We start from the raw sequence: 24,579 nt of genomic DNA on the forward strand, positions 1-24,579 counted from the left end.
TGGGTTGCAGCCACATGCCGTGACATGTGTGCGAGACAAGCCGGATTCCGGCCTGCCAACCTCCCTGTCCGCTCCTCGCCTGCGGATCTCTCTCGCTTTTCGAGGGGGATTATGCCCTTATTCACGAGCGCGACCAGAGAAGGATTATGCTTTCAAGGGTAATTTTGTGCTACGGGATTTGATCGCCAACGGACAGTCGATGCGGACGATCTCGCTGCCGCGCGGCCGCCAGCGCCTGCATGCCATGCCGACAAGCACCGGCTATGAAGTGCGCGAGGACGAGATCTATGACTGGGACGGACGCAAACGCGGCCAGACGCCGTTCACCGTGCTCCAGCACACGATCAGCGGAACCGGCCAGTTGCGCTACGAGAACCGAAATTATCGCCTGCAAGCGAACGACACGCTGCTGGTGCTGGTGCCGCACAACCACCGCTACTGGCTGGCCCGGGACGAGCGCTGGGAATATTTCTGGATTTCGATGAATGGCGAGGAGGCGCTGCGCATCCACAAGTCGATCCTCAGCGTCTCCGGTCCGGTGTTCCGGCTGAAGCCGACGACGATCGATCATCTTGCCGATTGCAGCCTGCGTCTCGTCAACGGGGCGGCGTCGCCGGGTGCTGCTTCCGCTATCGCCTACGAGGCGGCGATGGCGCTCTATGACGATGTCTTCGGCTCGCACGCCTTTGCCGAGAAACAGAGCGCCATGCAGCCGGTCATCGACCATATCAACGCCAATCTCGACAAGCCGCTGCCGGTGGCGGACCTGGTCCAGATCAGCGGCCTCAGCCGTGCCCACTTCTCGCGCTGCTTCGCCGAGAGCGAAGGCCTGCCGCCGGCCGAGTTCGTGCTGCAGCAGCGCCTGCAACGGGCAGCGAAGCTGTTGACCAAGGCGGACTTCCTGCCGGTGAAGGAAGTCGCCATCCTGTGCGGCTTCGAGGACGCGAACTATTTTTCAAAGGTCTTCCGCCGCCTCTACGGCACCACGCCCAGCCAATTCCGCACCACCGGCATGTATGCCAATCTGCGGACCCCGGCCAGGCGCGGCGTCAGGGTGTCTGACGACGAGACCTGACGCCGCTTTGAGGCCTTGCTTTGTCAGGCCGCGTGCAGACTGCCGCCGTCCAGCCATTCGAGATCGGCCGGTGAAAGCTTGATGTCGAGGGCGCGCAGGCTGTCGTCCAACTCGCCCAGCGTGCGTGGTCCGATCAGCGGAACCGACGGGAAAGGCTGGTTGAGCACATAGGCCAGCGCAATGTGGATCGGGCTCTTGCGCAGTCGCGCGGCGAGCTCGATCGCGCGGTCGCGGCGGCCGAAATTGCGCTCCGAATACCAGACCCGCACCAGTTCCTCGCTGTCGCGCCGATCGCGTCCGGCGCGGTCGGTGAAGAAGCCGCGGCCCTGGCTCGACCAGGCGAAATTCGGCATCTGCCTAGATGTCAGCCAGGCCTTCCAGTCATCGGTGGAGGAGGTGACACAGCCTGCCCAAATCGGCTCCAGCATTTCGGCCAGCGAAAAATTGTTGGAGAGCGCGCCGGGCTTCTGCTTGCCGGTGCGCTCGGCATAGGCAATCGCCTCGTCCATGCGCTGCATCGTCCAGTTCGAGCCGCCGAACGGACCTCGGATGCGGCCGGCCCTCACCTCTTGGTCCATCGCATCGACGAACTCGCCGACCGGCACATCCGGATTGTCGCGATGCATGAAATAGATATCGACATGGTCGGTCTGTAGGCGATCGAGCGACTGGGCAAGCTGCTTGCCAATCACGTCTGGATAGCAGAGCGGCGAATGCGCGCCCTTGGCGATGATCACCGACTGCTCGCGCACGCCACGGTTTTTCAGCCATTCGCCAAGCAGCTTTTCGGTGTAGCCGGCGCCGTAGACAAAGCCGGTGTCGAAGAGGTTGCCGCCGGCCTCGAAGAAGGCATCGAGCAGGATCGAACCCGAGGAGAATGTGCGGAAATCCTCGAAGCCGAGCGCCACGACGGACGCCGGCTTCGCCAGGCCCGGAATGGCGCGCTTGCCGATTGCGGTACCGCCCGACCGCAGTGGTCGGCCGGAGATGGTGTTGGTGCGCAGCGAGGTCTTTTCGATCTGGTATTCCAGCCCGACCGCGGCGCGCCATCTGTCCAGCACGCGCAAGGTGCCGAGACTGTCGGCCCAGCCCATACCCGGCCAGGCGAATTCCTGCCGCCCGGCAAGGATGGCCTCGCCGGCGCCGTCGACCTCGAAGGAATAGACATGGCGCTTTTCGTCGACGCTGATCGTCTCGTGCCCGCCGTCCGCACCGATCACGTCGATCCGGCCGAGGCCGACATCGCGATTTCCGCCGGCGAACCAGAAGTCCGGCACTTCGATGCGGCCCTTGGTGCCGAAGATGCGCAGCACGTTGTCCTGGTTGAGTGAGATGCTGCAGGAGACCTCGGCGACGATGCCGCCGGGAAAATGCAGCAGCGCCGAGGCCCACTCGTCGACGCTGGACTGGCCAAGATGAGCGGTACCAACCACCATTGTCGGGCTCGGCGAAGGGAAGTCCTGCCGCCGCCCCGGCAATCAGCCGCGCCATCGAGACGGTATAGCCCCCGACGTCCAGGATGCCGCCGCCGGCGGAATCGTTGGCGTAGAGCCGGTGCTCCGGCATGAAGCCCGGCATGGCAAAGCCGAAGCTCGACTTGATCATCCTGATCTCGCCGATGACGCCGGACTTGATCAGTTCGACCAGCTTCAGCGTCTGCGGATGCAGCCGGTACATGAAGGCTTCGCCGAGAAAAGTGCTGGCCTTGCGCGCGGCATGGATCATGGCGTCGGCCTCGAAGGCGGTCAGCGCCAGCGGCTTTTCGCACAGCACATGTTTTCCCGCTTCCGCCGCCCTGATCGCCCATTGCGCGTGGCCGGGATGCGGTATCGCAATGTACACGGCATCGATGTCGGGGTCGGCAAGCAGCGCTTCATAACCGTCAACGATGCGGGCGCCTGGAAATTTCTCGGCAAGGCCCGGCTTGGTGGGATTGCGCGCGCCGATGGCGACCAGTTTTCCGGTACGCGAAGCGGCCACACCGCCGGCGAAGGCCTGGGCGATGCTGCCCGGGCCGAGAATGCCCCAGCGAATGGGCGTGGTTGCAGTCATTGTCATTCTCCTTGAAGGCTGGAAGGGACGGCCGGTCAGCGCAGCCGCAGCCCGTTTTCGTCGAACAGGCAGGATTTGCGGATGGAAACAGTGACCTCGGAGGTGGTGGGAACCTTCGCCGCGTCGCGCTGGATCACCACATCTTCGCCGTGCGCCGTTCGGGCGTAGAGAAAGCTCGTGCCGCCGAGATGCTCGATCACGTCGATGGTGACGACAAGGTCGGTGTCGCCTTCTCCCGCACTACCGAAATGTTCGGGCCGCACACCGACGATGACCTTGCTGCCCGCTTCGGGCGCAATGCCGGTCAGCGGCTGGGTAATGCGGGTCTTCTCCTGACCCGCCAGCTCGACCACGACCCCACGCGCATCGTGCCCGACGATTTGCGCCTTGATGAAGTTCATCTTCGGCGAGCCGACAAACCCGGCCACGAACAGATTGTCGGGATTGTCATAGAGATCGAGCGGCCGGCCGATCTGCTCGATGTGGCCGGCGCGCAGCACGACGATCCGGTCGGCGAGCGTCATCGCCTCGGTCTGGTCGTGCGTGACGTAGATCATCGTGGCGCCGAGTTCCTTATGCAGGCGCGATATCTCGACCCGCATCTGGACGCGCAGTTCGGCGTCGAGATTGGAGAGCGGCTCGTCGAACAGGAACACTTGCGGCTCGCGCACGATGGCGCGGCCGATGGCGACGCGCTGGCGCTGGCCGCCGGAGAGCTTTTTCGGACGCCGGTCCATCAATTCGCTGATGCGCAGGATTTCCGCCGCGCGCTTGACCCGCCGGTCGGTGTCGGCCTTGGGATTGCCGGTCATGCGCAGTCCGAAAGAGAGGTTCTGCTCGACGCTCATATGCGGATAGAGCGCGTAGGACTGGAAGACCATGGCGATGCCACGGTCGGCCGGCTCGACATCGTTGACCAGTTTGCCGCCGATGGCGATCTCGCCGCCGCTGATGTCCTCGAGCCCGGCGATCATCCTGAGCAAGGTGGACTTGCCGCAGCCGGACGGGCCGACGAAGACGACGAACTCGCCATCCTTGATGTCGATGTTGGCGCCATGGACGACTTCGAAGGCGCCGAAGCGCTTGACGACATTGTTGAGGGTGACGGTCGCCATGCTGCCTCTTACTTGACTGCGCCGGCGGCGATGCCGGCGATGAAATGGCGCTGCAGGAGCACGAAGACGATGAGCATCGGCACGGTCAGCATCACCGCACCCGCCATGATGCCACCCCACGACACTTTGGTGAGGCCGATCAGCGTGCCGAGCGCCACCGGTGCCGTCATCGAACCGGGCTGGCTGTTGATCAAAAGCGGCCAGAGATAATTGTTCCAGGAGGCGAGGAACAGGATGATGGCGAGTGCGGCCAGCATCGGCCGCGCCAGCGGCAGCGCGACGAAGAGGAAGATGCGCCACTCCTTCACGCCTTCGACGCGGGCGGCGTCAAACAAATCATCCGGCATCATCGAAAAACTCTGGCGCATGAACAGCACGCCGAGCGAATTGAACAGCGGCGGCACGATCAGCGCCACCCAGGTGTTGGCGAGTTGGAAATCGCGCGCCACCATGATGAATTGCGGGATCAGCACCACCGCATAGGGCAGCGTGATGGTGCCGAAGATGATGCCGACGACCACCCCCTTGCCGAAGAACTGGTAGCGCGCCAGCGCCCAGCCGGCCATCGACGTCAACAGCACCGACAGGAAGGTGTAGGTCACCGCCACGGAGACGGAGATGCCGATGGCGCCGACGAAGTTGGTGTCGCGCTGCAGATTGTTGAAATTGTCGACGAAATTGCCGTGCGGCAAAAGCTCGATGCCGGGGCTGAAGATGCCGTTGTCGGGCATCGTCGAGAACACCACCATCATCCACAGCGGGAACAGCCAGATCAGCGCCAGCGGGGTGAGGAAAAGATGCAGTGCGACGCTGCGTCTCAGGCGGGCGGAGGAGAGCGAGCTCATTGCTTTTCCCTCGTCAGCCACAGCTGCACCAACGTGATCGCGATCGCCAGTCCCGCCATGGTGTAGGCAACGGCCGAGGCGTAGCCGAAATTGAGCGACCGGAACCCCTGGCGGTAGAGCAGCAGGCCGAGCGTCTCGGTGCCGCCGCCCGGCCCGCCGCGCTCGGTGATCAGGAACGGCTCGGTGAACAATTGCATGGTGCCGATGATCGACAGCACCAGGCAGAACACGATGACCGGCTTCAACAGCGGCAGCGTGATGTAGAAGAACTGCTTGAGCTTGCTGACGCGGTCGAGCGTCGCGGCCTCGTAGACATCCTCGGGAATGGATTGCATGCCAGCCAGAAGGATGATGGCGTTGTAGCCGGCCCAGCGCCAGGTGACCGCGATCATGATCAGCGCCATGGCGGGCGTGACGTTGGAGAACCAGTCGATCTTGGGCAGCCCGATGCTGTTCAGGAGCTTGTTGATGATGCCGAAATCGAGGCTGAACATCAGCCGGAACACCGCCGAATAGGCGACCTCGCCGACGACGACGGGTGCGAAGAAGGCGAAGCGGTAAAGCCCCCTCGCCTTCAGCAGCGGCGAATTCAAAAGCACCGCCATCACCATGGCCAGCGCGATCATCACCGGCACCTGGATGACGAGGATGAGCAGCGTGTTCTTCAGCGCGTTGAAGAAGGCCGGATCGCCGATCAGCCGGCCCCAGTTGAAGCTCGGCGCGAAGCGCCAGGGCACGGTGCGTGTCGCCTGGAACGAGATCAGGAACGAGCTGATGATCGGCCACACCCAGAAGACGGAGAAGATCAGGAGATAGGGCGCGAGGAAACGATAGGCCGTGGCGTTGCGGTTGCGCATCTTCCTCCTCCTTCATCTCAGCTGTTTCAGACAAGTTTGCAGGCGGAGGGTCCGGGCGGCATGAGCCGTCCCGGACCCCTCCTTGGGAGATTATGATTTGACCGGCAGTCCGGTCGCCGCGGCGATCTGTTTTGCGGCATCGTCGAGTGCTGCCTTGGCGTCGGGATAGCCGCCGCCCAGATATTTGGTCTGCACCGCGCGAACGATGATTTCGGCATCGCTCTGGAACTGCGTGCCGCGGCTGGGGACGACTTTGGGCAAGGTGCCCAGAATATCCTTCCACACCGCCTGGCCACCCCAGTAGGGCAGGCCTTCCGAGACGTAGGGGTCGTTCAGCGCCGAGACCAGCGAGGGGACGAGGCCGAACTCCTTCAGCATGGTGATCTGGCCTTCATTGGTTTCGAGCGTGTATTTCAGGTACTCGTAAGCCGCTTCCTTGTTCTTCGAGGCCGAGGTGATGGCCAGCGATGACCCGCCGAGATTGGCGGCACGCGGGCCGTCTGATGTGAGGCTCGGCATCAGATAGACGCCCCATTTGCCGTTTTCACCGGCCGATTCGGTGCGGATGGTGCCTTCATACCAGCCGCCATAGATTTGGGTGGCGACGGCGCCGGCCGTGTTGTTGGTGATCTTGGTGCCCCAGTCGGCGGACGAGACGATGCCGGCGTCCTTCATCTCCTTGAGCTTGGTCATGGCGTCGACGCATTTGGGCTGGTTAACCGTGATCGACTGGCCGTCCTCGGCGAAATAGGCGCAGCCCTGCTCGTTGGAGATCATGCGGAAGAATTCGCTGTCGCCGTTGAAATCGGCGTTGGTCATCGAGACGCCCGGATTGGCGGCCTGGACCTTCTTGCCGGCGGCGATGAAATCGTCCCAGGTCTTGATCGATGCCGGATCGACGCCGGCCTTTTCGTAGAAGTCGCGGCGATAGAAGGCGGCGACAGGGCCTGAATCCCACGGCATGGCATAGGCCTTGTCGCCGACCTCGAGCTCGGTGCGTTTGAAATCGGGGAATTTCTTCTGGTCCTCGGCTGTGTAGCCCAGCGTGTGCAGGTCGACGAAGCAGTCGGGGAACTGGCTCCAGTAATTCTCGGCCTCGCCGTTCTCGATGGTGACGATGTCGGGCAGGCCGACGCCACCGGCGGCACAACCGGCGATCGACTTGTCATAGGTCGGCTGGTTGCCGAGATCCTGGACCGTGACCTTGATGTCGGGATGCAGCTTGTTGAAGCCGGCAACCGTCGCCTTCAGCGACGAGGCCGCGATGTTCCAGCTCCAGATGGTGATTTCGCCGGACTGCGCAAAGGCCGGGGCTGAGCCCAGGGCAAGCGCGAGCGCGGCGCAGGTCAGTGTGATGCGCATTGAAATCCTCCCATTTCATTTGCTCTCTCTGCGAGCCCGGCTAGACTATGCAGCGCGGAAGGCTTGTCGCCGACAAAGGGAATACGGAATTGGCGGAAAGTAAGATGCCGGATCGGCCGTTTTACCAGCCAGGCGCCAGCAGCGTGGAAGGCCTGCCGCTGCTCCTGCAGATGTTTCACACCGCTCCGCTGGTGATGCTCAAGCCGCATTGGCATGCCCAGGTCGAGGTGAATTTCATCGTGCGCGGCAGCGTGCACTACCGCATGAACGAGCACGAAATTTCGCTTTCGGCCGGCGAGATGTGCTTCTTCTGGGGCGGCCTGCCGCACCAGATGGACGATCTCAGCGACGACGCCATCTATGCCGGCGCGCATCTGCCGCTGGTGCATTTCTTCCGGCTGCACCTGCCGGCGGATGTGCGCCACCGGCTGATGACCGGTGCAACCCTGGTGACCAGCGCCACCGATCAATCCGACAACGACAATTTCGCCCGCTGGAACCGCTACGCCCGCTCGGGCGATCCCGCCAAGGCCGAGCACGCCGTCAACGAACTCCTGCTGCGGCTGGAGCGGGTGCGGTTCGAGCCTTACCGGCTGGTGCCCGAAACGGCAGCCGGGCAGGAAGCCGGCAGTCCCTTCGATCAGCAATCGTCGCGCAATGTCGGGCGCATGTGCGACTTCATCGCCGAGAACTTCCTCTACGACATCGATTGCGTGAACATCGCGGCGGCGGCCGATATCCATCCCAAATACGCCATGAGCCTGTTCAAGAAATCGACGGGCATGACGCTCAACGAATATGTCAACCTGTTGCGGCTGAGCTACGCGCAGGCGTTGCTGATGCATCAGGACGCCAATGTGCTGCGCGTCGCCATGGACTCCGGCTTCGGCTCGCTCAGCGCCTTCAACAAATCCTTCCGCAAGCTGGCCGGCATGACCCCCTCCGATTTTCGCAAGGGTCTGCCAAGCGCCAGGTAGAGGCGACAGCCCGTTGCTGCTGGCCTGTCGATGCGAATGCATTGCAGCATCCTGATCGTCGGCTAAGGACGGATCCCGGGAGTTGCCCTGCGCCATGGCTGCGCCGAGACGGAGGCCAAAGGGCCGGAAGGGCCAGCCTGCGCGCCATTTCGGCGATGAAAGCGCCTGATGAAGCCGCCCTTTCCACAGCTTCTCTTTTCCTGCCGGAAATCGCCACCTAGGCGCTGGACAGGCCGAATTCCCGTGCTATAACCCACGCGCTTTCAAGGGGCGCCCACGGCGCCTTGATGAAATCCGGTCAACGAGTTTTCGTTTGCCGGAACAGGCCCAGATAGCTCAGTTGGTAGAGCAGCGGACTGAAAATCCGCGTGTCGGTGGTTCGAATCCGCCTCTGGGCACCATCACCCTTCTAAGGTGTTGATGCAGCTGAAAAACCAGCAAAATTATATGCTTAGGGCTACCTGAGTGCCACACACGGGTGCTTGCTATGAGCCGTCCCGTCAAACATCGTAAGATCGGCGTTTACTGGTTTCGCAAGCGGGGACCAGCCGACACAGGCGCGTAACGTCGCGAGAGATCAAAGGAATATTAAGGCACTTCAATTCGCAGAACCGGCGAACGCTTGTATCGGGTCGCGTTCTCGCACGGTCGATTCCGACTGTCGAATGCATGACCGCTTAGAAACGACCTGTTATGGCATAGCTAACTTTACCGCGCTTCGGGGTATACCCGGGTGTGTCGCCATTGCTGGCTTGCCCCGGATCGCAGATTCCGGAGGGACGGCATCATCATCGACGCTCTCTCATCCTCCTGCGTGGTGGGGGCGGCGACGCTTGCCCCTACAGTCTAACGCCCGGGAAACGGGCAAAGTGGGCATCCTCCGTCCGACCGGACTTGAATTGAGGAAAGTGTATTCAAGTATTGTATTGCCAGCTGCGCTAGTTCATCGGGAACGGTGAACTCAAGGCCTTTCGCCTGGGATGCCTGCACGAAATTTTGCAAGCTATCGCCTTCCGACTGCAGCAAAGTTATAGCCCTTGCTACAATTTCCACCGAGTACTGTGTTGACATGCGCCGACTCCTTCAAACGGTCGATGTTCATTGACTCTTCTGCGCTAATATTACTGGAAGATTGTGAAAATCATCCTGGAAGTTATTCACCCTTGCCTTGTCGAGATTTTGGGATGCTTGCGCAACCCGCGCAGCCGCCTTGTCTTTTTTCGAAATCAAGCGGCCACTTTCGTCAAATACAGGCAAACCCGTCTTGTCGCCGGGTAGGCTAACATCAATTATTATTGTATGAACGTCTTGCCGGTAGTTGTCTCCGTTCAAGCCGATACTCGCTAACGAAAATCCATGTACTGCTGGCGTGATAGCCGCACTGGGATCCACGTTTCCGACAGATTTTGTCGTGAAGGTAATTGTGTCATTCATATCTGCGGTAGTCCATGACTTTGGATCGGAGTTACTCAGATTTCCAGTTTCATTCTGCAACAAAAAGTCGTGAATCAGAGTTCGTATCTTAAGCATTCCGGTGCTAGGGAAAGCATAATTTGAATCTTTAGTAAAAGATTTATCAGGCAATTTAGAGGTCAAATCCACACGATTAAAATGCTCACAAAATTCTTTTGGCATACCAATAGAAAGTGATTCGAAATTATCAAATATCCTATAATGCCGCTTTACTTCTCTTGTTCGTGTATTTCCAAATTTAAAGGCAAGCGTGTCGGTTTGCTTGGTGAATTTACCTAGAACTCCTGCCTGAAGGCCAAGGTCATTTTGCTCTGTGCCGTCAAGCGTAAAGTCGTAACTCACACTCGTGTCCTTGTAAAAATCAAAGAGCTTTGCAAGCCTCGGCTCGAAGCGGCTCCACTTCAATGTTTGAAATTGGCTTCTGTCTGAGTCCAGCAAATCGGCCTCCTCAGACCCGGTAAGCCCATTGTAGACAACCGTAGAGCGAAGCTGCCTTATTGTGGCGATGATCTCTTGCTGAACGGAGTATCCCGCCTCGCATCGGACTTGAGTCGCTATATCCCTGCTGCTGTAAGCCATCACATCTTCAGGTAGAGGATAGACGGAACAGCCGGATGCCAAAGCCAGCGCCAAAATTATACCGGGCTTCATCATTATCATCAGGAGAGTGCCTCCGTAAGTAAGATTGATGTCTAACGCTGGATGCGCCTATTAGGTACTGGCCAATGAAGCGAGGTCATGGCTCCGCTAGCTGGCGCGAATGTCTCTGTTGCCAGTAGTCATTAGAGCTGGCCTATCGGCGATAACCCCCCTAACGCCTGCTGTAGAATTCTGAAGTGCTGCTCAGGCTAGCGATCTTGTTTTCCCCAAGGGGCCCACCAAGGAAACGGCCAAGGTGCCGGGAGATTGTCGTATTTCATCGACTTTTCGGTCGGCGCTTTGGCGCCGTCGATTCTTGCCTCAACACTATTGGTTGAGCTGTGAACCCGTACCCCAATCACCCATGCGGGAACTGAAAACGCCTTGGTGACGCCAATTTTCGTGAAGACCTGCAGTACCAGACCGGTCGGCTGCGTTGCCACAAAATCGAGGTCGAGGATGCCGTCCTTCGGAGGAACAATGTAAATCCACGGCGTGAGGTCGGGCAAAGACCACCCGCTTGTAGGAACCCACCCGCTGGCGGATACGGCTATCGCCGGCGGATTTTCCGGTATTACCAACAGTCCCTCAACGTGCACCTTGTCGATTGAATGGATACGCGACTGCATAACTCTTCCCTCCCACTTGACGAACTTCTTGGCGGCCGCGCCCCCTTACAACAAGGCGCGCTCCGCCATCAGGTTGTTGTCTATGAATGGCAGCTGCGTTCCACGCCGCACCAGCAACGAGTGATCCACACCGAGTATTTTACGAACACTTTCCAGCGCCGCCTCATTCACCTCGATATAGGCGACGATATACCACTCACCGTTCTGTTCTCTCGCCATGCCCATGGGTTGGGCCCGCCACTTGAGCGCGCCGTGATGCGGCATGAAATAGGTTTCCTGGACGCCGCCCACCGCGGTGAGGCCCTCGTCGAGCGCGTATTCCATCACCGCGCAGCATAGCTGCGTCAGTGTCCCCCGCAGCCCGGTCGAACGTTTGTCGGGAACAACGAATGTGCGTGTCCATTCGGCCCAGTCGGGACGTCTGGGCACACCCGACTTTTCACACATGTGAGAAAAAACCTCCGAGACCATATGCGGCTCGCTCGTTGGGATTAGTCGAGCCGAGGTCACCACGCGACCGTCTTCGATACCGAGCAAATACGTCGCCGCATCCGTATCGAACTGGTCCAGCTCGCGACCGTCTGGACTTGGAGGGCGCCAGTGTTTTTGATGCACGAAAAAGTCGTGCCGGCGGCGCAGAAACTCGTCGAATTCGTCTTCGTAGAGATGCTTGTTCAGCGCATTGACGACATGGACTTTTATCATTGCGCGATCCCCCGATCGATCTCGGAGGAATAGTTGCAGCCGCGCTAAAGTACGTCACCTGTCCGATCGGACAGTTGACGCAGTTAAGGGTGGATCAGTCGCCTGCGCACGGCTTCAACGACAGCCTGCGTTGTGGTCGCGACGCCAAACGCCTCGCGCGCCCTCGTCGAGTGCCATTTGACCGTCCGCTCAGTCAGACCGAGGATCTGGGACGTTTCCGATGAGGTTTTGCCCGCCGCAGCCCATAAAAGCACTTCCTTCTCCCTATCGGTCAGCGGGCCTTCGTCGCCGTCATCGTTGTTCGACAGGGCCTGGATCGACATGCCGGCATAGACCGCCATGGTGACCAGTTGCACCTGCTGGCGTGGCGACAGGCTGCAACTCTTCTGCGAGGAGGCGAAGGACAGGACGGACTGCCAATGGTGGACGCTGAGCATCGGCACCGCAAAACCACTCAAGATACCGAATTCCGTCGCTTCGCCCGCAACGCGTCTAGAGCCTTCCGTATCGGACCATTTCGCTGGGACATCGGCCCAGAGAAAAGGCTTCAGGGTCTTGGCCGAGTAAATGCAAACGCCATCGACAGCGGCATGCTCGGCCGCGACATAGCGCTCGAACCAGCCCGCCGGCCAGCCGTTCAGTTCAACCATCGGCGCCAGCTTCTGCCCGCCAAGGGGAACGCCGCTCAAGATAAGGTGCTCGAAGCCGAGATTCCTGACAGTCTCAAGCAGATCACCCAATAGCGGCCCGGTTGCTGTGTGCCTTCTGCAGCGTTCGACAAAGTCGAATACGTCTGAATCGATCATGCCAGAGACCTCCAGCCTCCATGCCGCGATGCAAGTATAAGGCAATTCAGTAATTCCTAATATCCTAATAGAGCGATCGCTGTTTTGCCAACGGGCAAGGAGGGATCGATTGGCGTTTCTTGACGAACTTGCGGTGATTGCAGTCGACTTGCCTGACCAAGATTCCCGGACGCATGCACGTAGCGAGACGCCCTGCTGTTGATTTCCGAACGTTTCCCGCGATTATCGGCAGGTCCGCGCAACCCGGCCGAAATCACTTTGCTCGCAACGGCCTACATCCGGATTCGATTTGCTTGGCGCCCCCTCAACCTTAGGGCAAACTTCCCGTGGGGCTGCAGGAGGTGAAATGAGAGCACGTGCAGCGACGCTCGGGGATCTCGAGGATGTCTTTCATGGCCTGTCCAAACGGATGTCGGACGAATACGCGGCGGCCGGCAAGGACAGCAAGATTGCCTACGACAATCTGATGATGAATCTGAAGGAGGGCCGGGCGCACGCGCTGATCGAGGGCGAAAAGGCCGTGGCGATCATCGCCTGGCATGAGAACAGCGACGCCGCCGATACGCTGTTTGCCGCGCAGGAGGATTTCTTCCGGGGCTCGACCGTGCGTTTCTGCAAGCGGCACATCAGGCATATCCAGGCGCTCGCCGGCAACCTTCCCATCCACTCGCGCAGCTGGCTGCAGGGGCCTGACGTCGCCAGATGGTTCGGCATTATCGGTTATGTCGAGCGCGGCCAGGAAAACGGCGCCAACCTGTTCGAACTGCCACCAGCCCGCGCTGCATAGAACCGCGGGTGACCTGTTGGTCTGCGCCGGCATTTGGCCTTGAGGCTGTCGCGGAGGCCTCGAGGAGCCGCCCCATCCGCGGTTTTGCGGGTGCAGCCTAGCGCCCGAAAATGGCTTTCATCAGCGGCAGTCTGAAGCGGCCACTCGAGGGGCGTGGTGCGGCTTCTTTCGTAATCCCGCGGCGCTTCTCCTGCGCGATGGACTCCAACTCCCGGAACAATCCAGCGTCATAGAACCGAAAGGCCTCGACTTTTCGGAACGCCTTGACACCGGCATTCGCGGTCCACTCCTCGCCGCCCTGCTTGGTGACAGCGACGTGGGTTTCGTTCTTCACAATGCGTGCCAGACGTTCTTCATCCGGTTTCTCTCCTGGTGCAAAGAACGGGATGACCCTCCTCATGGTCCCTTGCGCGTCGGACACAAAATCCTCGTATCCCACCAACAGGCGCTCGAATTTAATCCGGCTATCCACCCACTTTGCCATAAAGGCAGCCCATCCATCGGTTCGGATGAGTGCGAATTCTTTAAAGCTTTCCTTGGTGTCCTCGCCGCCGTCCAGGAGATACAGTTCAAAGTCCGATACGGTTCCAGGCATGAACGACCGATGCTGGACCAGATAAGGAACATCCGGCAGGATCCGCCCCGATAGATCGAAATCGTGGTTCTTCGAGAATTTGACCCCCGGCCGGATGCACGGGAAGGTGCGACAACAATCAGGATTATCAGTGGGGTAAAACAGGCAGTAATTGAAATCGTTGCCGAAATAGCTCAGGGCAAGCCGATGCATCAGGTGATGTCCACTGCGTGGCCAGCTTATGCCAGCGACGTATCTGATTTTCACTTTGGATGATCCCCGAGTCTGCCCTCTTTTGATATCGATCTAGCTAGCTGGCGAACTTAGAGAAGTCTACCGACTTTGACGGGTACCTCCTGACATTTAGAACCGCCTGACGGCGAACGCCGCCTGCACCGCGCGGTTGACCGTCACCGGCAGGATCGACATGTGGTTTTCGCTGGCATGCAGCTCAAAGCGTGCGCGCACTCCAGGCAGCGCGCCGAGGCACTCGGCCATCTGCCGCGCGAATTCATCGGTGCGTGTCAGCTTTTTCTGCCGGAGGCGCTTTTCCTCGTCCTCCGCGCCGACCTGGAATGGCGCGAGCTTGTCCGTCTCGTACTCGCCGGCCGACAGGATCACGTCCGCCGTCAGGCCATTGGGGACAGCCGTCGAAAGCTTCGAGGAAGCGATCGATGGCGCGATCTTCCCAATAAATGGCGGGGCTTGCCGCGATGAAGGTCCGGAACGAGAGCGGGCGCGTGAACAAGGCGTAGAGTGCGAACAGGCCGCCGAAGGAATGGCCGTAGAGCGCCTGGCGCTTGTCATCGATCCTGGTCCGGCTGGCGACCCAGGGCTTCAGTTCTTCCTCGATGAAGGCGAGAAAATCCCCTGCCCCGCCGGTCCTGACTTCTGATGTGCCCTCGTAGAAGGGCGGATAGGTCTTGCCCGGCGGCGGGCCGAGGTCCCAGGAGCGGCGCAGCGGGTCATAGGCGCCCGCGACGGGATAGCCGATGGCGACGATGACGCCCCAGCCGACATTGGTGCCCAGGGGATAGAAGGCCTGCGCGCGCATGGCGTCGACCGCCGTGCCGATGACGGCGTTGTCGTCGGTCATGTAGAGCACCGGCCAGCCGGCCTCGGGCGCCGGCCCTGACGGCACATGGATGAAGACCCGCCACGGGTCGCCGCCCGCTCTCTGTTCTGACGCAATTCCGGACGAAAAACCGCTACCCACTTTTCCTGGAATTGCTCTGGGACCAAGATCGTGGACGGTGGTGTCGGCGATCAGGGCGGGCGATGCCTTCGGCGGGGCAGACATGGCTTTCTCCACGGGGCAAAATCAGCGGCGGCGCAAGAGCCACATCAGCACCGGGCCGCCGATCAGCGTGGCGACGAGGCCGGCCGGGATCTGGCGCGGAAAGATGGCGGTGCGGCCGATCCAGTCGGCGCAGACCATGATCAGCGCGCCCACGAGCACCGCGCCGATGGCTTGCGGCAGCGCGCGGGACAGGCCGAGGCGGCGTGCCAGGTGCGGCGCCATCAGGCCGATGAAGGTCAGCGGCCCGACGACAAGGGTCGAGGCGGCAGTGAGCGCTGCAACCATCAGAAGCACCAGAAGCCGCGTTGCCCTGAGGTTGACGCCAAGGCTTTGCACTGCGGCCGATCCGAGCGGCAGCATGTCCAGCCAGCGCATGAAGAGCGGGGCTGCCAGGAACAGGCAAAAGGCGATGGTCGAGGTTAAAAACGCCGAGTTCGCGTCGACGCCATAGGTCGAACCGGTGAGCCAGTTGAGCAAAAGCATAGCGCGCGGGTCGCCGGTGGCGGTGAGCACCAGGATCAGCGCGTCGAACAGGGCGGTCAGGGCGACGCCGGCAAGCAGCAGCCGCTCCGGCGCATAGGCGGCGCGACGGCCAATCGCCAGCGTCACCAGCAAAGCGGCGAAGGCACCAATGGTGGCGGCCACGGTCTGGACGGCACGGCCGGCATCGGACAGCGAAAACAGCGCCACCATCATGCCGAGCGCGGCACCGGCGCTGATGCCGAGCACTTCGGGGCTGGCCATCGGATTGCCGGTCAACCGCTGCATCATCAGTCCGGCCAACGCCAGCATGGCGCCGGCCGCCAGCGCGGCGGACACTCTGGGCAGCCGCCAGGACAGCAAGGGGTGCAACCGGTCGCCGGACGCGAATGCCCAGCCATGCGGCCCCGGCGCGTAAAGCAAGGCCAGCCCGAGCAACACAAGCAGGACGCCGCCGATCGCCGCCAGCACGAGGGCGGAGTGACGGGCGCGCGGCAGGCGCTCCGAATCGAGCGCCGGTGTTTCCAGGCCGAGCGAAAGGCGCGGCAGCAGCCAGAGCAGCAGCGGCGCGCCGAGAAGCGCTGTCATCGCGCCGGTCGGCAGCAGGTCGCCTTGCGGGCCTGTCGCGATCTGCACGCCCTGGTCGGCGGCCCAAAGCAAGGCACCGCCGATGAGCGGCGCCATCACCAGCTGCTGGCCAAGCCGCCGGGCGCCGCCGATGCGGGCGAGCGTCGCGGCGACGAAACCGACGAAACCGACGACGCCGACGGCGGCGACGACAAAGGCGATCAGCGCAACCGCCGCCGCCAGTTCGGCGAAGCGATAGGCGCCGAGCGGGACGCCCAGGCTGCGCGCGCCTTCATCGTCGAGGCCAAGCAAGGTCAGCGGCCGCACCATCAGGCCGATCAACAGCGCGGCGGCGCCCAGGCGCGGCAGGAGCCACAGCGTCGTCGACCAATCCTGCTGGCCGAGCGAACCGGCGCCCCAGATGAACAGGCTGGCCAGCCATTCATGCCGCAGCACCACCAGGGCAGCACCAATGGCGCCGGCATAGAGGCTGACGACCAGCCCGGCGAGCACCACCGAGAGCGGCGACAGGCCCTTGTGCCACGACAGCGCGAAGACCGCGGCGAGAGCCGTGAAGGCGCCGGCAAGCGCCACCCATTCGCGGCCGTAGGCAAGCAGGGACGGCGCAAGAAGCGTCGCCAGCGCCAGCGCCAGATGGGCGCCGGCCGAGACGCCGACAGTTTCGGGCGAGGCGAGCGGGTTGCGCAGGACCTGTTGCAGCACCGTCCCGGCCAATCCGAGGGCCGCGCCGCAGAGAAGGCTGACGGCGAGCCTGGGCAGGAAGGCATAGTGGACGAGCACCTGCCGCATGTCGTCGATATCGGGGTTTGCGAGCGCATCGAGCCAGAGCGCCGGCGGCAATTGCACGACGAGGTTCGAGAGGGTCGCTGCGGCTGCAGCGCCAAGAAGCACGACGCAAAGCAGAATCGCGCCCAGGGGATATCTGTCTGATAGGCGAGCCGTCGACCCACGACCGGTGATGAGGCTGGTGTCGTCGGACAGGATTGCTTGCTGCTCAGCCACCGGCGTGCTCCGCCGTCAGCGCCGCGGCCAGCAGCCGGGCAAAGCGGCTCGCCGAAGGCAGCGCGCCGAACATCAGCGCTGGGGCAAGGCGCATGATCGAGCGGTTGCGCACGAAAGGCATGGCGTTCCAGACCGGGCTTTCGGTCAGCGTGCCGCCCGCCCCTTCGGGCAGGGGCTCGAGATAGGCAAGACGCGCATCGCTTGACGTCGCCAGGCCGTCGATGCCGACGGTTGCAAACCCCCAGTAATTGGTCTCGCCGGTCCAGGCGTTGCGGATGCCGATGCGGTCGAACACCGCCTGGAACAGGCTTTTCTCGCCATAGACACGCACATTGCGCGGATCGAGAAAGCTGACGGCGTAGATCGGCCGCGCCGAAAGCGGTTCCAGCCTCTGCCTGACATCGGAGAAACAGGCTTCCGTCGCCGCGATCAGCGTTTCGCCTTCGCTTTCCTTGCCGACCAGTGCTGCAAGTTGCCGGGTCGCCTCGATGGCGCGCCGATAGGGCTGGCCGTCCGGCGTGTAGATGCCAATCGTCGTCACCGGTGCCACGCGTTCGAGCAGCGGCTTGATGCCGTCGAGATAGGGAGTGGAGAGGATGACGTCGGGGCGAAGCTGCTGCAGGAATTCGAGATTCGGCTCCAAGATCGTGCCGATATCGGCAACCTCAGGTGGCAGTTGCGGCTCGACCACCCACTTCTCCCAGACTTCATGGTCAGCGACGGCGACCGGCGTGACGCCGAGCATCAGCAAGGTCTCCGCCAGCCCGTCGTCCAGGCAGACGATGCGCAGCGGCTTCGCCGCGGCCGCCCGTGGCATGAGTGCGGCCAAGGGCAGCCCGAGCAGCGCGAGCGCGCCGCGCCGGGTCATCCGGCCGCGCGTGCGAATGGCTGTCCCGCCGGGCTGGGTTTCCTGGTCTGTTTCCAATTTGGCGTGCCTGTCTGCGGAATCTGGCTTTGAGCGGCCCATGTCGGTTGACTATGAAACATGACTTTCATAGTCAAGATTTAAGTTGCAGCCGGAAGTCAACAATCTGCCGACTTACGTTGGGCGCTGCGACTCCCCGCCGCAGTCGCGTAGCGCATGCCGACGCCGAATTGATCGGCGGCATCATCTTTTCCCCGCGAACAGGGTCTATAGGGAGTGCGATGACGGCGCGCTATCCGAGCGCGGACGCATGTTGCAGGCGAGCCACGTGGCCTAAAAAGCGGTGACAAGCGCCGCCGGAACGTGTTGAAGACGACGGTCAATGCGGTGAGGGACGTTCGATCGGGTTGCACTCGGCAAGTGTTGATGGTTTGTTGCCGGTCAGCGGAGAATGAGTGATGCGAGAATCGATCGGTCAAGACGAATACGGGTCGGCGAACCCCTTCGATCCGGACGACCTGCCGAATCTGAATGCGATCGGGCCAGCCATGGGCGGCGGCAACGATTTCGAGAAGTACGCGGTCGCCGTGATCATCGTGTTCGGCGCCCTGATCATTGGCGGGCTGATGGCCGCGTCAATGACCTTTGGTCATCGCAACGGGTTCCTCTTCGCGCTGGGTGGCGCCACGTCGGCCTGGATCTCCGGAAACGCGCTTCTGCTCGACCGGCCGCGCATCTACGCGCTGTTCGTCGGCATCGCCGCCCTGATGCTGATCGCATCGACCATCACGCTGGTTACCTGACGGCCCTCGCCGGGCCGTGAGCCGGCGCGTACCAAGAATTCACCCGGGTAGATCAATATCCGAGCGCCTCGCCTGAGGCCGCGCGGCTGTCGATGGCGCCATTGTAGCGCGCGCCACCGCCCTTCTCGATTTCCGCCAGGCTCTTGCCGCCGACCAAGATGCCGGCCGCCTGCCCCCAGGTCTGCCCGCCGAGATCAAGGTGGTAACCCATGCCGGCCAGTAGTCTTTCGGTGTCCGGCGACAGGCCGAACGGCTCGACATAGACCGTATCGGGCAGCCATTGATGATGGATGCGCGGCGCGTCGATCGCTTCCTGGATGTTCATGTCATGGTCGATGACGTTGACGATCGCTTCCAGCGTGATGGTGATGATGCGCGAGCCGCCCGGGCTGCCGATGACCATGAACGGCTTGCCGTCCTTCGCGACGATGGTCGGGCTCATCGATGACAGCGGTGTCTTCTTCGGCTGGATGGCGTTGGCCTCGCCCTGGACCAGGCCATAGAGGTTGGGCACGCCGGGCTTCTGGGTGAAGTCATCCATTTCATTGTTGAGCAGGATGCCGGTACCGTCGGCGACGACGCCGGCGCCGAAGGAGCCGTTCAGCGTATAGGTGACCGCGACCGCGTTGCCGTCCTTGTCGATGATCGAATAGTGCGTCGTCTCCTTCGACTCGCCAAAGCCCTTCGGCATCAGATCCTGCGAGACGCCGGCCCGGAACGGGTCGATCTTGTCGCGGATGTCCTTGGCGTAGGCTTTGTCCAACAGCTTCGAGACCGGGTTGTCGACGAAATCGGGATCGCCGAGCGCTGAATTGCGGTCGACATAGGCATGGCGCATCGCCTCGACCATGACATGCACCGTATCGGCCGAACCGGCGCCGAGATAGGACAGCGGATAGCCTTCGAGCACGTTGAGGATTTCGCAGATGATGACGCCGCCAGAGCTTGGCGGCGGCGAGGAGGTGATCTCGTAGCCGCGATAGCTGCAGGTCACCGGCTTGAGTTCACGGACCGCATATTGCTCGAAATCGGCCTTGGCCAGGATGCCGCCCTTGGCGCCGCTCGCCTTGACGATCTCATCGGCGATGGCGCCCTTGTAGAAGGCATCGGGGCCTTTCTCGGAAATCGCCGTGAGCGACGCGGCCAGATCAGGCTGGGTGAGCCGCTCGCCGATCCCATAGGGCTTGTCGTCGGGTTTCAGGAAGGCGGCAGCCGCCGCCGGATCCTTCGCCAGCCGATCCGCGCTGCCGGCGAAAGAGGCGGCATCGCCCTGATTGAGGATGAAGCCGTCCCTGGCATAGGCGATCGCCGGCGCCATCAGGTCCTGTCTTGAAAACGTGCCATATTTCTCGCGCGCCATTTCGAAACCGGCGACCGAACCCGGCACGCCGACGGCGAGATAGCCGTCCAGGCTGGCGCCCTTCACCGGGTTGCCGTCCTTGTCGAGATACATGGTCTTGGTCGCCGCCAGCGGGGCGCGCTCGCGAAAGTCGAGGAAGGTCGATCTGCCATCGGCAAAACGGATGGTCATGAAACCGCCGCCGCCGATATTGCCGGCATTGGGGTAGACGACGGCGAGCGCATAGCCGACGGCGACCGCCGCATCGACGGCGTTGCCGCCCTTCTTCAGCACCTCGACGCCGACCTCCGAGGCCAGATGCTGGGCCGTGACCACCATGCCGTGTTCGCCCTTGGCCGGCGCCGGCGACGCCGCAAAGACGCTGGTCAGTGGCGCCAGGGCAAAGGCGATAGAAAGACTGGCGGCGATCAGTGTCCGACGGGTGAGATGCATGGCGGGTTCTCCGGGCGGGATGCCTAGAAGACCGTGTTGGAGTGATCGAGTCTACTGACAATTGAAGGAGCGTGAGAAAGAGCCCCCTCACCCGGATCGCCATCCGAATTGCGAAGGGCAATTCGGGGCAATCCGACCTCTCCCCGAGGGGAGAGGAGCTTGTCAGCGCCGACGCCAGTCTCTTCTCCCCAGCGGGGGTGAGGCGTGGTCCGCGCAGCGGACGAAAAGCCAATTGCTTGGCTTTTCGAACAACGAACGCCCGGAGGGCGGTGGCCGCGAAGCGGCCGGATGAGGGGGCTGGCTCGGCGTTAGACAATTCCGCCCGAGCCGCCGGCAACCGCCGGGCGTTCGGCTGAGACCTTGGCGCGATAGCCCGCTGCCCGGTAGGCGGCGACGGGATCGATGGCGCCGCCGGTTCTCAGCCGCGCCATGGCCAGGATCGGCTCGACATCGGTGCGGTAGGCCGCCTTCAGCGTTTGCGTCGCCATCAGCGCGTCATTGGCGTCCTGAAAGCCTTCGAGCGCCTTGCGGTCGACCAGCAGCGCCTGCGCATAGGCGCGCTGCACTTCGACCGCCGACAGCATCAAGCTTTCGATCGGATCGGTGACGTTGTGGCTCTGGTCAAGCATGTGGGCGGGGTCGAAACCATCGACGCCGGACAGTTCGGCATCAACCAGTTCGTTGAAGACCAGGAACAGCCGGTAGGGGTCGATCGAGCCGGCGTCGAGATCATCGTCGCCATATTTCGAATCGTTGAAATGGAAGCCACCGAGTTTCCTGAACTGGATGAGCCGCGACACGATCATCTCGATGTTGACGTTGGGCGCATGGTGGCCGAGGTCGACGAGGCAGAAGGCCTTGTCGCCCAATTCCTTGGCGATGAGGTAGTTGGTGCCCCAATCCTGCACGACGGTGGAATAGAAGGCCGGCTCGTACATCTTGTGTTCGGTGAACAGCTTCCAGTCCGCCGGCAGCCCGGCATAGACCTCTTTCATGGCGTCGAGATAGCGCTCGAAAGCCTTGGCGAAATTGACCTGGCCGGGAAAATTCGAGCCGTCGCCGATCCACACCGTCAGCGCCTTGGAGCCAAGCGTCTTGCCGATCTCGATGCATTCGAGATTGTGCTCGACGGCCTGCCGGCGCGTGCCGGCGTCAGCGTGCGACAGCGAGCCGAATTTGTAGGAGAGTTTCTGGTCCCTGGCATCCGAGAAGGTGTTGGAGTTCATGGCGTCGAAGCCGAGACCGAAGCGCGAGGCGGCCTGCTTCAGCCGGTTCGGGTCGGCCTTGTCCCACGGAATGTGCAGCGAAACAGTCGGCGTCGCTTGCGTCAATTGGCTGATCACGGCGCAATCCTCGATCTTGTCGAAGATGTCGCGCGGCTCGCCAGTGCCGGGGAAGCGGGCAAAGCGCGTGCCGCCGGTGCCGACGCCCCAGGAGGGGATGGCCACGGCGAACTTCTCGACCTTGTCGCGGATAGCGTCGATGGCGATGCCGCGACGGTCGAGGCGCTCGCCGAGCGAGGCGTAGTCGCGCTCGATGTCGGCCTTGCGAGCGGCGTTGTAGCCGGCGACGAGATCGGCGGAGATGATCGTTTCGGACAAGTTGGTTCCTCCCAAGAATATGTTCGGCTGGCGCCGCCCCTCATCCGCCCTTCGGGCACCTTCTCCCCGTATAGTGACGGGGAGAAGGGAAGCGCTTCGCAGCCTAGCGCGTAAAGCTTTGTGCGTTGCCGGCGTCGACGTTGATGATGTTGCCGGTCGACTTGGCCGACATGTCGGAAGCGAAGAAATAGATCGCTTCGGCGATGTCTTCCGGGAAGACCGAGCGCTTCAGCATCGAGCGCGAGCGATAGTGTTCTTCGAGGTCGTCGGTCGACATCTTGTAGGCGGCGGCGCGCTGTTCCTTCCACTCGCCGGTCCAGATTTTCGAACCGCGCAGCACCGCGTCCGGATTGACGACGTTGACCCTGATCTGCGCTTCCGCGCCTTCCAGCGCGAGACACCTGGCGAGGTGGATTTCGGCGGCCTTGGCGGTGCAATAGGCGGCGGCGTTGGGCGACGCGGCAAGGCCGTTCTTGGAGGCGACGAAGACGACATTGCCGCCAATTTTTTGGACCCTGAACAGCCGGAATGCTTCCCGCGAGACCAGGAAATAGCCCGTGGACAGGATGTCCATGTTCTTGTTCCACAGTGCCAGCGACGTCTCCTCGATCGGCGCCGAGGAGGCGAGACCCGCGTTGGAGACCAGAATGTCGATGCCGCCGAACTCGACCGCCGTGTCGGCAAAGCCGGCAACAACCTGATCTTCCGAGGTGACGTTGATCACGACCGGGCGGACAAAATCCTTGCCATAGGCCTTGGCCAGTTCCTCATTGGCGCTGGCGAGAGCTGCCTCATCGATATCGGCCAGCACGACGCAGGCGCCCTCACGCAGCAGCCGGTTGGCCGTCGCGCGACCGATGCCGCCGGCACCGCCGGTGACCAGTGCGATCTGGCCGGCGAGCGACTTCGGCTTCGGCATGCGCTGCAGCTTCAGATCCTCGAGCAGCCAGTATTCGATGTCGAAAGCCTCCTGCGCCGGCAGGCCGACATAGGACGAGACGGTCGAGGCGCCGCGCATGACATTGATGGCGTTGACGTAGAATTCGCCGGAGATGCGCGCTGTCGCCTTGTCGCCGGCGAAAGTGAACATGCCGACGCCGGGCATCAGGTAGACCACGGCATTGGGATCGCGGATGGCCGGCGAGTCTGGATGCTTGCAACTGTCGTAATAGGCCTGATAGCCGACACGGTATTCGGCGATGTCGTCGGCGAGGCGGGCGATGACCGCATCGACATCAGGTTTTGCCGGATCGAACTCGATGACCAGCGGGCGGATCTTGGTGCGCAGGAAATGGTCCGGGCATGAGGTGCCGAGCGCCGCCAGCGGGCGCAGATCCCTGGAGTTGACGAATTCGAGCACGGCGGCGGAATCGTCGAAATGGCCAAGCTTGTGGCTCTTTTCCGAAATCAGGCCGCGGATTTTCGGCATCAGTTTCGCCGCGATGGCGCGGCGCTCAGTGGCATCGAGCGGCTTGACCACTTCGCCACCGAAGATCGCGAGGCCCTCGGAGCGGCGCTCGAACCACTCGATCGCCTGGTTGATCACCGAGATTGTCGTCTCGTAGCATTCCTTGGGGGTATCGCCCCAGGTGAACAGGCCGTGGCTTTCGAGGATGACACCTTTGGCGGTGGGGTGTTCGAGGCAGAATTTCTCCAGCCACAGGCCAAGTTCGAAGCCGGGGCGTTTCCATGGCAGCCAGCCGATGGCATCGCCGAAGATTTCCTTGGTCAGCGCCCTGGAATCCTTCGCCGCGGCAATCGCGATGATGGCGTCGGGATGCATGTGGTCGACAAATGGCTTCGGCACATAGGCGTGCAGCGGCGTGTCGATCGAGGCCGCGCGCGGATTGAGGTTGAAGGTGCAGTGGGGCAGATATCCCACCATCTCGTCCTCGTGCTCGACGCCGCGATAAAGGCCCTTCAACGCGCGCAATTTGTCCATGTAGAGCGTGGCGAAGCCATCGAGCTTGATCGAGGCGCTGTCGCCACCGGAGCCCTTGACCCACAGCACTTCGACGGTCTCGCCGCTGAGCGGATCCTTCTGCTGGATCTTCGAGGAGGTGTTGCCGCCGCCATAGTTGGTAACGCGCTTGTCGGAACCGAGCGTGTTCGAGCGATAGACCAGAAGCTCGGGGTCGCTCATCCCCTTGGCCTTCGCATCGTCCCACAGATTGGCAAGGCGCGAGCCGGAGCGCTTGTCGAGCATAGGTATCCTCCCTGGGACGCAAAAAGCCGCAGTCCATTTTGCCGGG

Annotated in this window: 20 protein-coding genes, 1 tRNA gene and 1 pseudogene; 5 read left to right on the forward strand and 17 right to left on the reverse strand. The window is 62.0% G+C overall.

The window, feature by feature from the left end; translation table 11 throughout:
* Nucleotides 1-199 precede the first annotated feature (199 nt).
* The gene (locus tag DBIPINDM_RS11200) at nucleotides 200-1,075 is read left to right on the forward strand and encodes an AraC family transcriptional regulator (RefSeq protein ID WP_258585775.1); all 876 of its coding nucleotides are present in this window, start codon (nucleotides 200-202) and stop codon (nucleotides 1,073-1,075) included.
* Between the two features lie 23 nt (nucleotides 1,076-1,098).
* On the opposite strand, the pseudogene DBIPINDM_RS11205 reads toward DBIPINDM_RS11200, so the two are convergent.
* The 5 genes and pseudogenes from DBIPINDM_RS11205 to DBIPINDM_RS11225 all read right to left on the reverse strand — a co-directional run bounded on the left by DBIPINDM_RS11205 (nucleotide 1,099) and on the right by DBIPINDM_RS11225 (nucleotide 7,306).
* A pseudogene (locus tag DBIPINDM_RS11205) lies at nucleotides 1,099-3,127 on the reverse strand (aldo/keto reductase).
* Nucleotides 3,128-3,162: 35 nt separating this feature from the next.
* Nucleotides 3,163-4,242 (reverse strand): ABC transporter ATP-binding protein, encoded by a 1,080-nt coding sequence (locus DBIPINDM_RS11210; RefSeq protein WP_258585776.1) that lies wholly within the window; start codon nucleotides 4,240-4,242, stop codon nucleotides 3,163-3,165.
* An 8-nt stretch (nucleotides 4,243-4,250) separates the two neighbouring features.
* A complete protein-coding gene (locus DBIPINDM_RS11215; RefSeq protein WP_258585777.1) occupies nucleotides 4,251-5,087 on the reverse strand; it encodes a carbohydrate ABC transporter permease in 837 nt (278 codons plus the stop codon).
* Nucleotides 5,084-5,944, reverse strand: coding sequence for a carbohydrate ABC transporter permease (locus DBIPINDM_RS11220; RefSeq protein ID WP_258585778.1), 861 nt, complete (start codon nucleotides 5,942-5,944; stop codon nucleotides 5,084-5,086). Before DBIPINDM_RS11220 ends, DBIPINDM_RS11215 begins: the two co-directional genes overlap by 4 nt.
* A gap of 90 nt (nucleotides 5,945-6,034) precedes the next feature.
* Nucleotides 6,035-7,306: an ABC transporter substrate-binding protein gene (locus tag DBIPINDM_RS11225; RefSeq protein WP_258585779.1), complete on the reverse strand. Its 1,272-nt coding sequence runs from the start codon at nucleotides 7,304-7,306 to the stop codon at nucleotides 6,035-6,037.
* 104 nt (nucleotides 7,307-7,410) lie between these two features.
* Between DBIPINDM_RS11225 and DBIPINDM_RS11230 the strand changes: the two genes are divergently transcribed.
* The gene (locus DBIPINDM_RS11230) at nucleotides 7,411-8,283 is read left to right on the forward strand and encodes a helix-turn-helix domain-containing protein (protein ID WP_258585780.1); all 873 of its coding nucleotides are present in this window, start codon (nucleotides 7,411-7,413) and stop codon (nucleotides 8,281-8,283) included.
* Nucleotides 8,284-8,608: 325 nt separating this feature from the next.
* A tRNA-Phe gene (locus tag DBIPINDM_RS11235) sits at nucleotides 8,609-8,684 on the forward strand.
* A gap of 697 nt (nucleotides 8,685-9,381) precedes the next feature.
* Here the strand turns inward: DBIPINDM_RS11235 and DBIPINDM_RS11240 are convergent.
* From DBIPINDM_RS11240 to DBIPINDM_RS11255, 4 genes are all read right to left on the reverse strand, one after another.
* Nucleotides 9,382-10,416, reverse strand: a complete 1,035-nt coding sequence (locus tag DBIPINDM_RS11240) for a hypothetical protein (RefSeq protein ID WP_258585781.1) — start codon at nucleotides 10,414-10,416, stop codon at nucleotides 9,382-9,384.
* A gap of 188 nt (nucleotides 10,417-10,604) precedes the next feature.
* A complete protein-coding gene (locus DBIPINDM_RS11245; protein ID WP_258585782.1) occupies nucleotides 10,605-11,024 on the reverse strand; it encodes a hypothetical protein in 420 nt (139 codons plus the stop codon).
* A gap of 45 nt (nucleotides 11,025-11,069) precedes the next feature.
* Nucleotides 11,070-11,729 (reverse strand): acyl-homoserine-lactone synthase, encoded by a 660-nt coding sequence (locus DBIPINDM_RS11250; protein WP_258585783.1) that lies wholly within the window; start codon nucleotides 11,727-11,729, stop codon nucleotides 11,070-11,072.
* An 83-nt stretch (nucleotides 11,730-11,812) separates the two neighbouring features.
* Nucleotides 11,813-12,535 (reverse strand): LuxR family transcriptional regulator, encoded by a 723-nt coding sequence (locus DBIPINDM_RS11255; protein WP_258585784.1) that lies wholly within the window; start codon nucleotides 12,533-12,535, stop codon nucleotides 11,813-11,815.
* 346 nt (nucleotides 12,536-12,881) lie between these two features.
* On the opposite strand from DBIPINDM_RS11255, the gene DBIPINDM_RS11260 reads away from it, so the two are divergent.
* Complete coding sequence (locus DBIPINDM_RS11260; protein ID WP_258585785.1) at nucleotides 12,882-13,322, forward strand: hypothetical protein; 441 nt, start codon at nucleotides 12,882-12,884, stop codon at nucleotides 13,320-13,322.
* A gap of 97 nt (nucleotides 13,323-13,419) precedes the next feature.
* On the opposite strand, the gene DBIPINDM_RS11265 is transcribed toward DBIPINDM_RS11260, so the two are convergent.
* The 5 genes from DBIPINDM_RS11265 to DBIPINDM_RS11285 all read right to left on the reverse strand — a co-directional run bounded on the left by DBIPINDM_RS11265 (nucleotide 13,420) and on the right by DBIPINDM_RS11285 (nucleotide 18,134).
* Nucleotides 13,420-14,109: a sulfotransferase gene (locus DBIPINDM_RS11265; RefSeq protein WP_258585786.1), complete on the reverse strand. Its 690-nt coding sequence runs from the start codon at nucleotides 14,107-14,109 to the stop codon at nucleotides 13,420-13,422.
* A 150-nt stretch (nucleotides 14,110-14,259) separates the two neighbouring features.
* Nucleotides 14,260-14,394, reverse strand: a complete 135-nt coding sequence (locus tag DBIPINDM_RS11270; protein WP_258585787.1) for a hypothetical protein — start codon at nucleotides 14,392-14,394, stop codon at nucleotides 14,260-14,262.
* Nucleotides 14,395-14,407: 13 nt separating this feature from the next.
* Nucleotides 14,408-15,196, reverse strand: coding sequence for an alpha/beta hydrolase (locus tag DBIPINDM_RS11275; protein WP_258585788.1), 789 nt, complete (start codon nucleotides 15,194-15,196; stop codon nucleotides 14,408-14,410).
* Nucleotides 15,197-15,217: 21 nt separating this feature from the next.
* Complete coding sequence (fhuB, locus tag DBIPINDM_RS11280; protein ID WP_258585789.1) at nucleotides 15,218-17,266, reverse strand: Fe(3+)-hydroxamate ABC transporter permease FhuB; 2,049 nt, start codon at nucleotides 17,264-17,266, stop codon at nucleotides 15,218-15,220.
* Nucleotides 17,259-18,134: an ABC transporter substrate-binding protein gene (locus DBIPINDM_RS11285; protein WP_258589242.1), complete on the reverse strand. Its 876-nt coding sequence runs from the start codon at nucleotides 18,132-18,134 to the stop codon at nucleotides 17,259-17,261. Before DBIPINDM_RS11285 ends, fhuB begins: the two co-directional genes overlap by 8 nt.
* Nucleotides 18,135-18,589: 455 nt before the next feature.
* On the opposite strand from DBIPINDM_RS11285, the gene DBIPINDM_RS11290 reads away from it, so the two are divergent.
* On the forward strand, nucleotides 18,590-18,934 hold the full coding sequence (locus tag DBIPINDM_RS11290; RefSeq protein ID WP_244661518.1) for a hypothetical protein: 345 nt from the start codon (nucleotides 18,590-18,592) through the stop codon (nucleotides 18,932-18,934).
* Nucleotides 18,935-18,986: 52 nt separating this feature from the next.
* Here DBIPINDM_RS11290 and ggt read toward each other — a convergent pair whose 3' ends face one another.
* The 3 genes from ggt to DBIPINDM_RS11305 all read right to left on the reverse strand — a co-directional run bounded on the left by ggt (nucleotide 18,987) and on the right by DBIPINDM_RS11305 (nucleotide 24,533).
* Nucleotides 18,987-20,726, reverse strand: a complete 1,740-nt coding sequence (gene ggt / locus DBIPINDM_RS11295) for a gamma-glutamyltransferase (protein ID WP_258585790.1) — start codon at nucleotides 20,724-20,726, stop codon at nucleotides 18,987-18,989.
* A 308-nt stretch (nucleotides 20,727-21,034) separates the two neighbouring features.
* Complete coding sequence (rhaI, locus tag DBIPINDM_RS11300; protein ID WP_258585791.1) at nucleotides 21,035-22,327, reverse strand: L-rhamnose catabolism isomerase; 1,293 nt, start codon at nucleotides 22,325-22,327, stop codon at nucleotides 21,035-21,037.
* A gap of 103 nt (nucleotides 22,328-22,430) precedes the next feature.
* Nucleotides 22,431-24,533, reverse strand: a complete 2,103-nt coding sequence (locus DBIPINDM_RS11305) for a bifunctional rhamnulose-1-phosphate aldolase/short-chain dehydrogenase (RefSeq protein WP_258585792.1) — start codon at nucleotides 24,531-24,533, stop codon at nucleotides 22,431-22,433.
* Nucleotides 24,534-24,579 lie beyond the last annotated feature (46 nt).

The sequence above is a fragment of the Mesorhizobium sp. AR02 genome (assembly GCF_024746835.1).
In the GTDB taxonomy this organism is placed as follows: domain Bacteria; phylum Pseudomonadota; class Alphaproteobacteria; order Rhizobiales; family Rhizobiaceae; genus Mesorhizobium.

Coding starts and splice junctions, on each gene's coding strand:
- DBIPINDM_RS11215 (WP_258585777.1), bottom strand. CDS start 5,087: ATGAGCTCGCTCTCCTCCGCCCGCCTGAGACGCAGCGTCGCACTGCAT.
- DBIPINDM_RS11265 (WP_258585786.1), bottom strand. CDS start 14,109: ATGCATCGGCTTGCCCTGAGCTATTTCGGCAACGATTTCAATTACTGC.
- DBIPINDM_RS11275 (WP_258585788.1), bottom strand. CDS start 15,196: ATGTCTGCCCCGCCGAAGGCATCGCCCGCCCTGATCGCCGACACCACC.
- DBIPINDM_RS11225 (WP_258585779.1), bottom strand. CDS start 7,306: ATGCGCATCACACTGACCTGCGCCGCGCTCGCGCTTGCCCTGGGCTCA.
- DBIPINDM_RS11260 (WP_258585785.1), top strand. CDS start 12,882: ATGAGAGCACGTGCAGCGACGCTCGGGGATCTCGAGGATGTCTTTCAT.
- DBIPINDM_RS11270 (WP_258585787.1), bottom strand. CDS start 14,394: ATGGCCGAGTGCCTCGGCGCGCTGCCTGGAGTGCGCGCACGCTTTGAG.
- DBIPINDM_RS11220 (WP_258585778.1), bottom strand. CDS start 5,944: ATGCGCAACCGCAACGCCACGGCCTATCGTTTCCTCGCGCCCTATCTC.
- DBIPINDM_RS11240 (WP_258585781.1), bottom strand. CDS start 10,416: ATGATAATGATGAAGCCCGGTATAATTTTGGCGCTGGCTTTGGCATCC.
- DBIPINDM_RS11285 (WP_258589242.1), bottom strand. CDS start 18,134: ATGACCCGGCGCGGCGCGCTCGCGCTGCTCGGGCTGCCCTTGGCCGCA.
- DBIPINDM_RS11200 (WP_258585775.1), top strand. CDS start 200: ATGCGGACGATCTCGCTGCCGCGCGGCCGCCAGCGCCTGCATGCCATG.
- DBIPINDM_RS11305 (WP_258585792.1), bottom strand. CDS start 24,533: ATGCTCGACAAGCGCTCCGGCTCGCGCCTTGCCAATCTGTGGGACGAT.
- DBIPINDM_RS11290 (WP_244661518.1), top strand. CDS start 18,590: ATGCGAGAATCGATCGGTCAAGACGAATACGGGTCGGCGAACCCCTTC.
- DBIPINDM_RS11255 (WP_258585784.1), bottom strand. CDS start 12,535: ATGATCGATTCAGACGTATTCGACTTTGTCGAACGCTGCAGAAGGCAC.
- DBIPINDM_RS11245 (WP_258585782.1), bottom strand. CDS start 11,024: ATGCAGTCGCGTATCCATTCAATCGACAAGGTGCACGTTGAGGGACTG.
- DBIPINDM_RS11210 (WP_258585776.1), bottom strand. CDS start 4,242: ATGGCGACCGTCACCCTCAACAATGTCGTCAAGCGCTTCGGCGCCTTC.
- ggt (WP_258585790.1), bottom strand. CDS start 20,726: ATGCATCTCACCCGTCGGACACTGATCGCCGCCAGTCTTTCTATCGCC.
- DBIPINDM_RS11250 (WP_258585783.1), bottom strand. CDS start 11,729: ATGATAAAAGTCCATGTCGTCAATGCGCTGAACAAGCATCTCTACGAA.
- DBIPINDM_RS11230 (WP_258585780.1), top strand. CDS start 7,411: ATGCCGGATCGGCCGTTTTACCAGCCAGGCGCCAGCAGCGTGGAAGGC.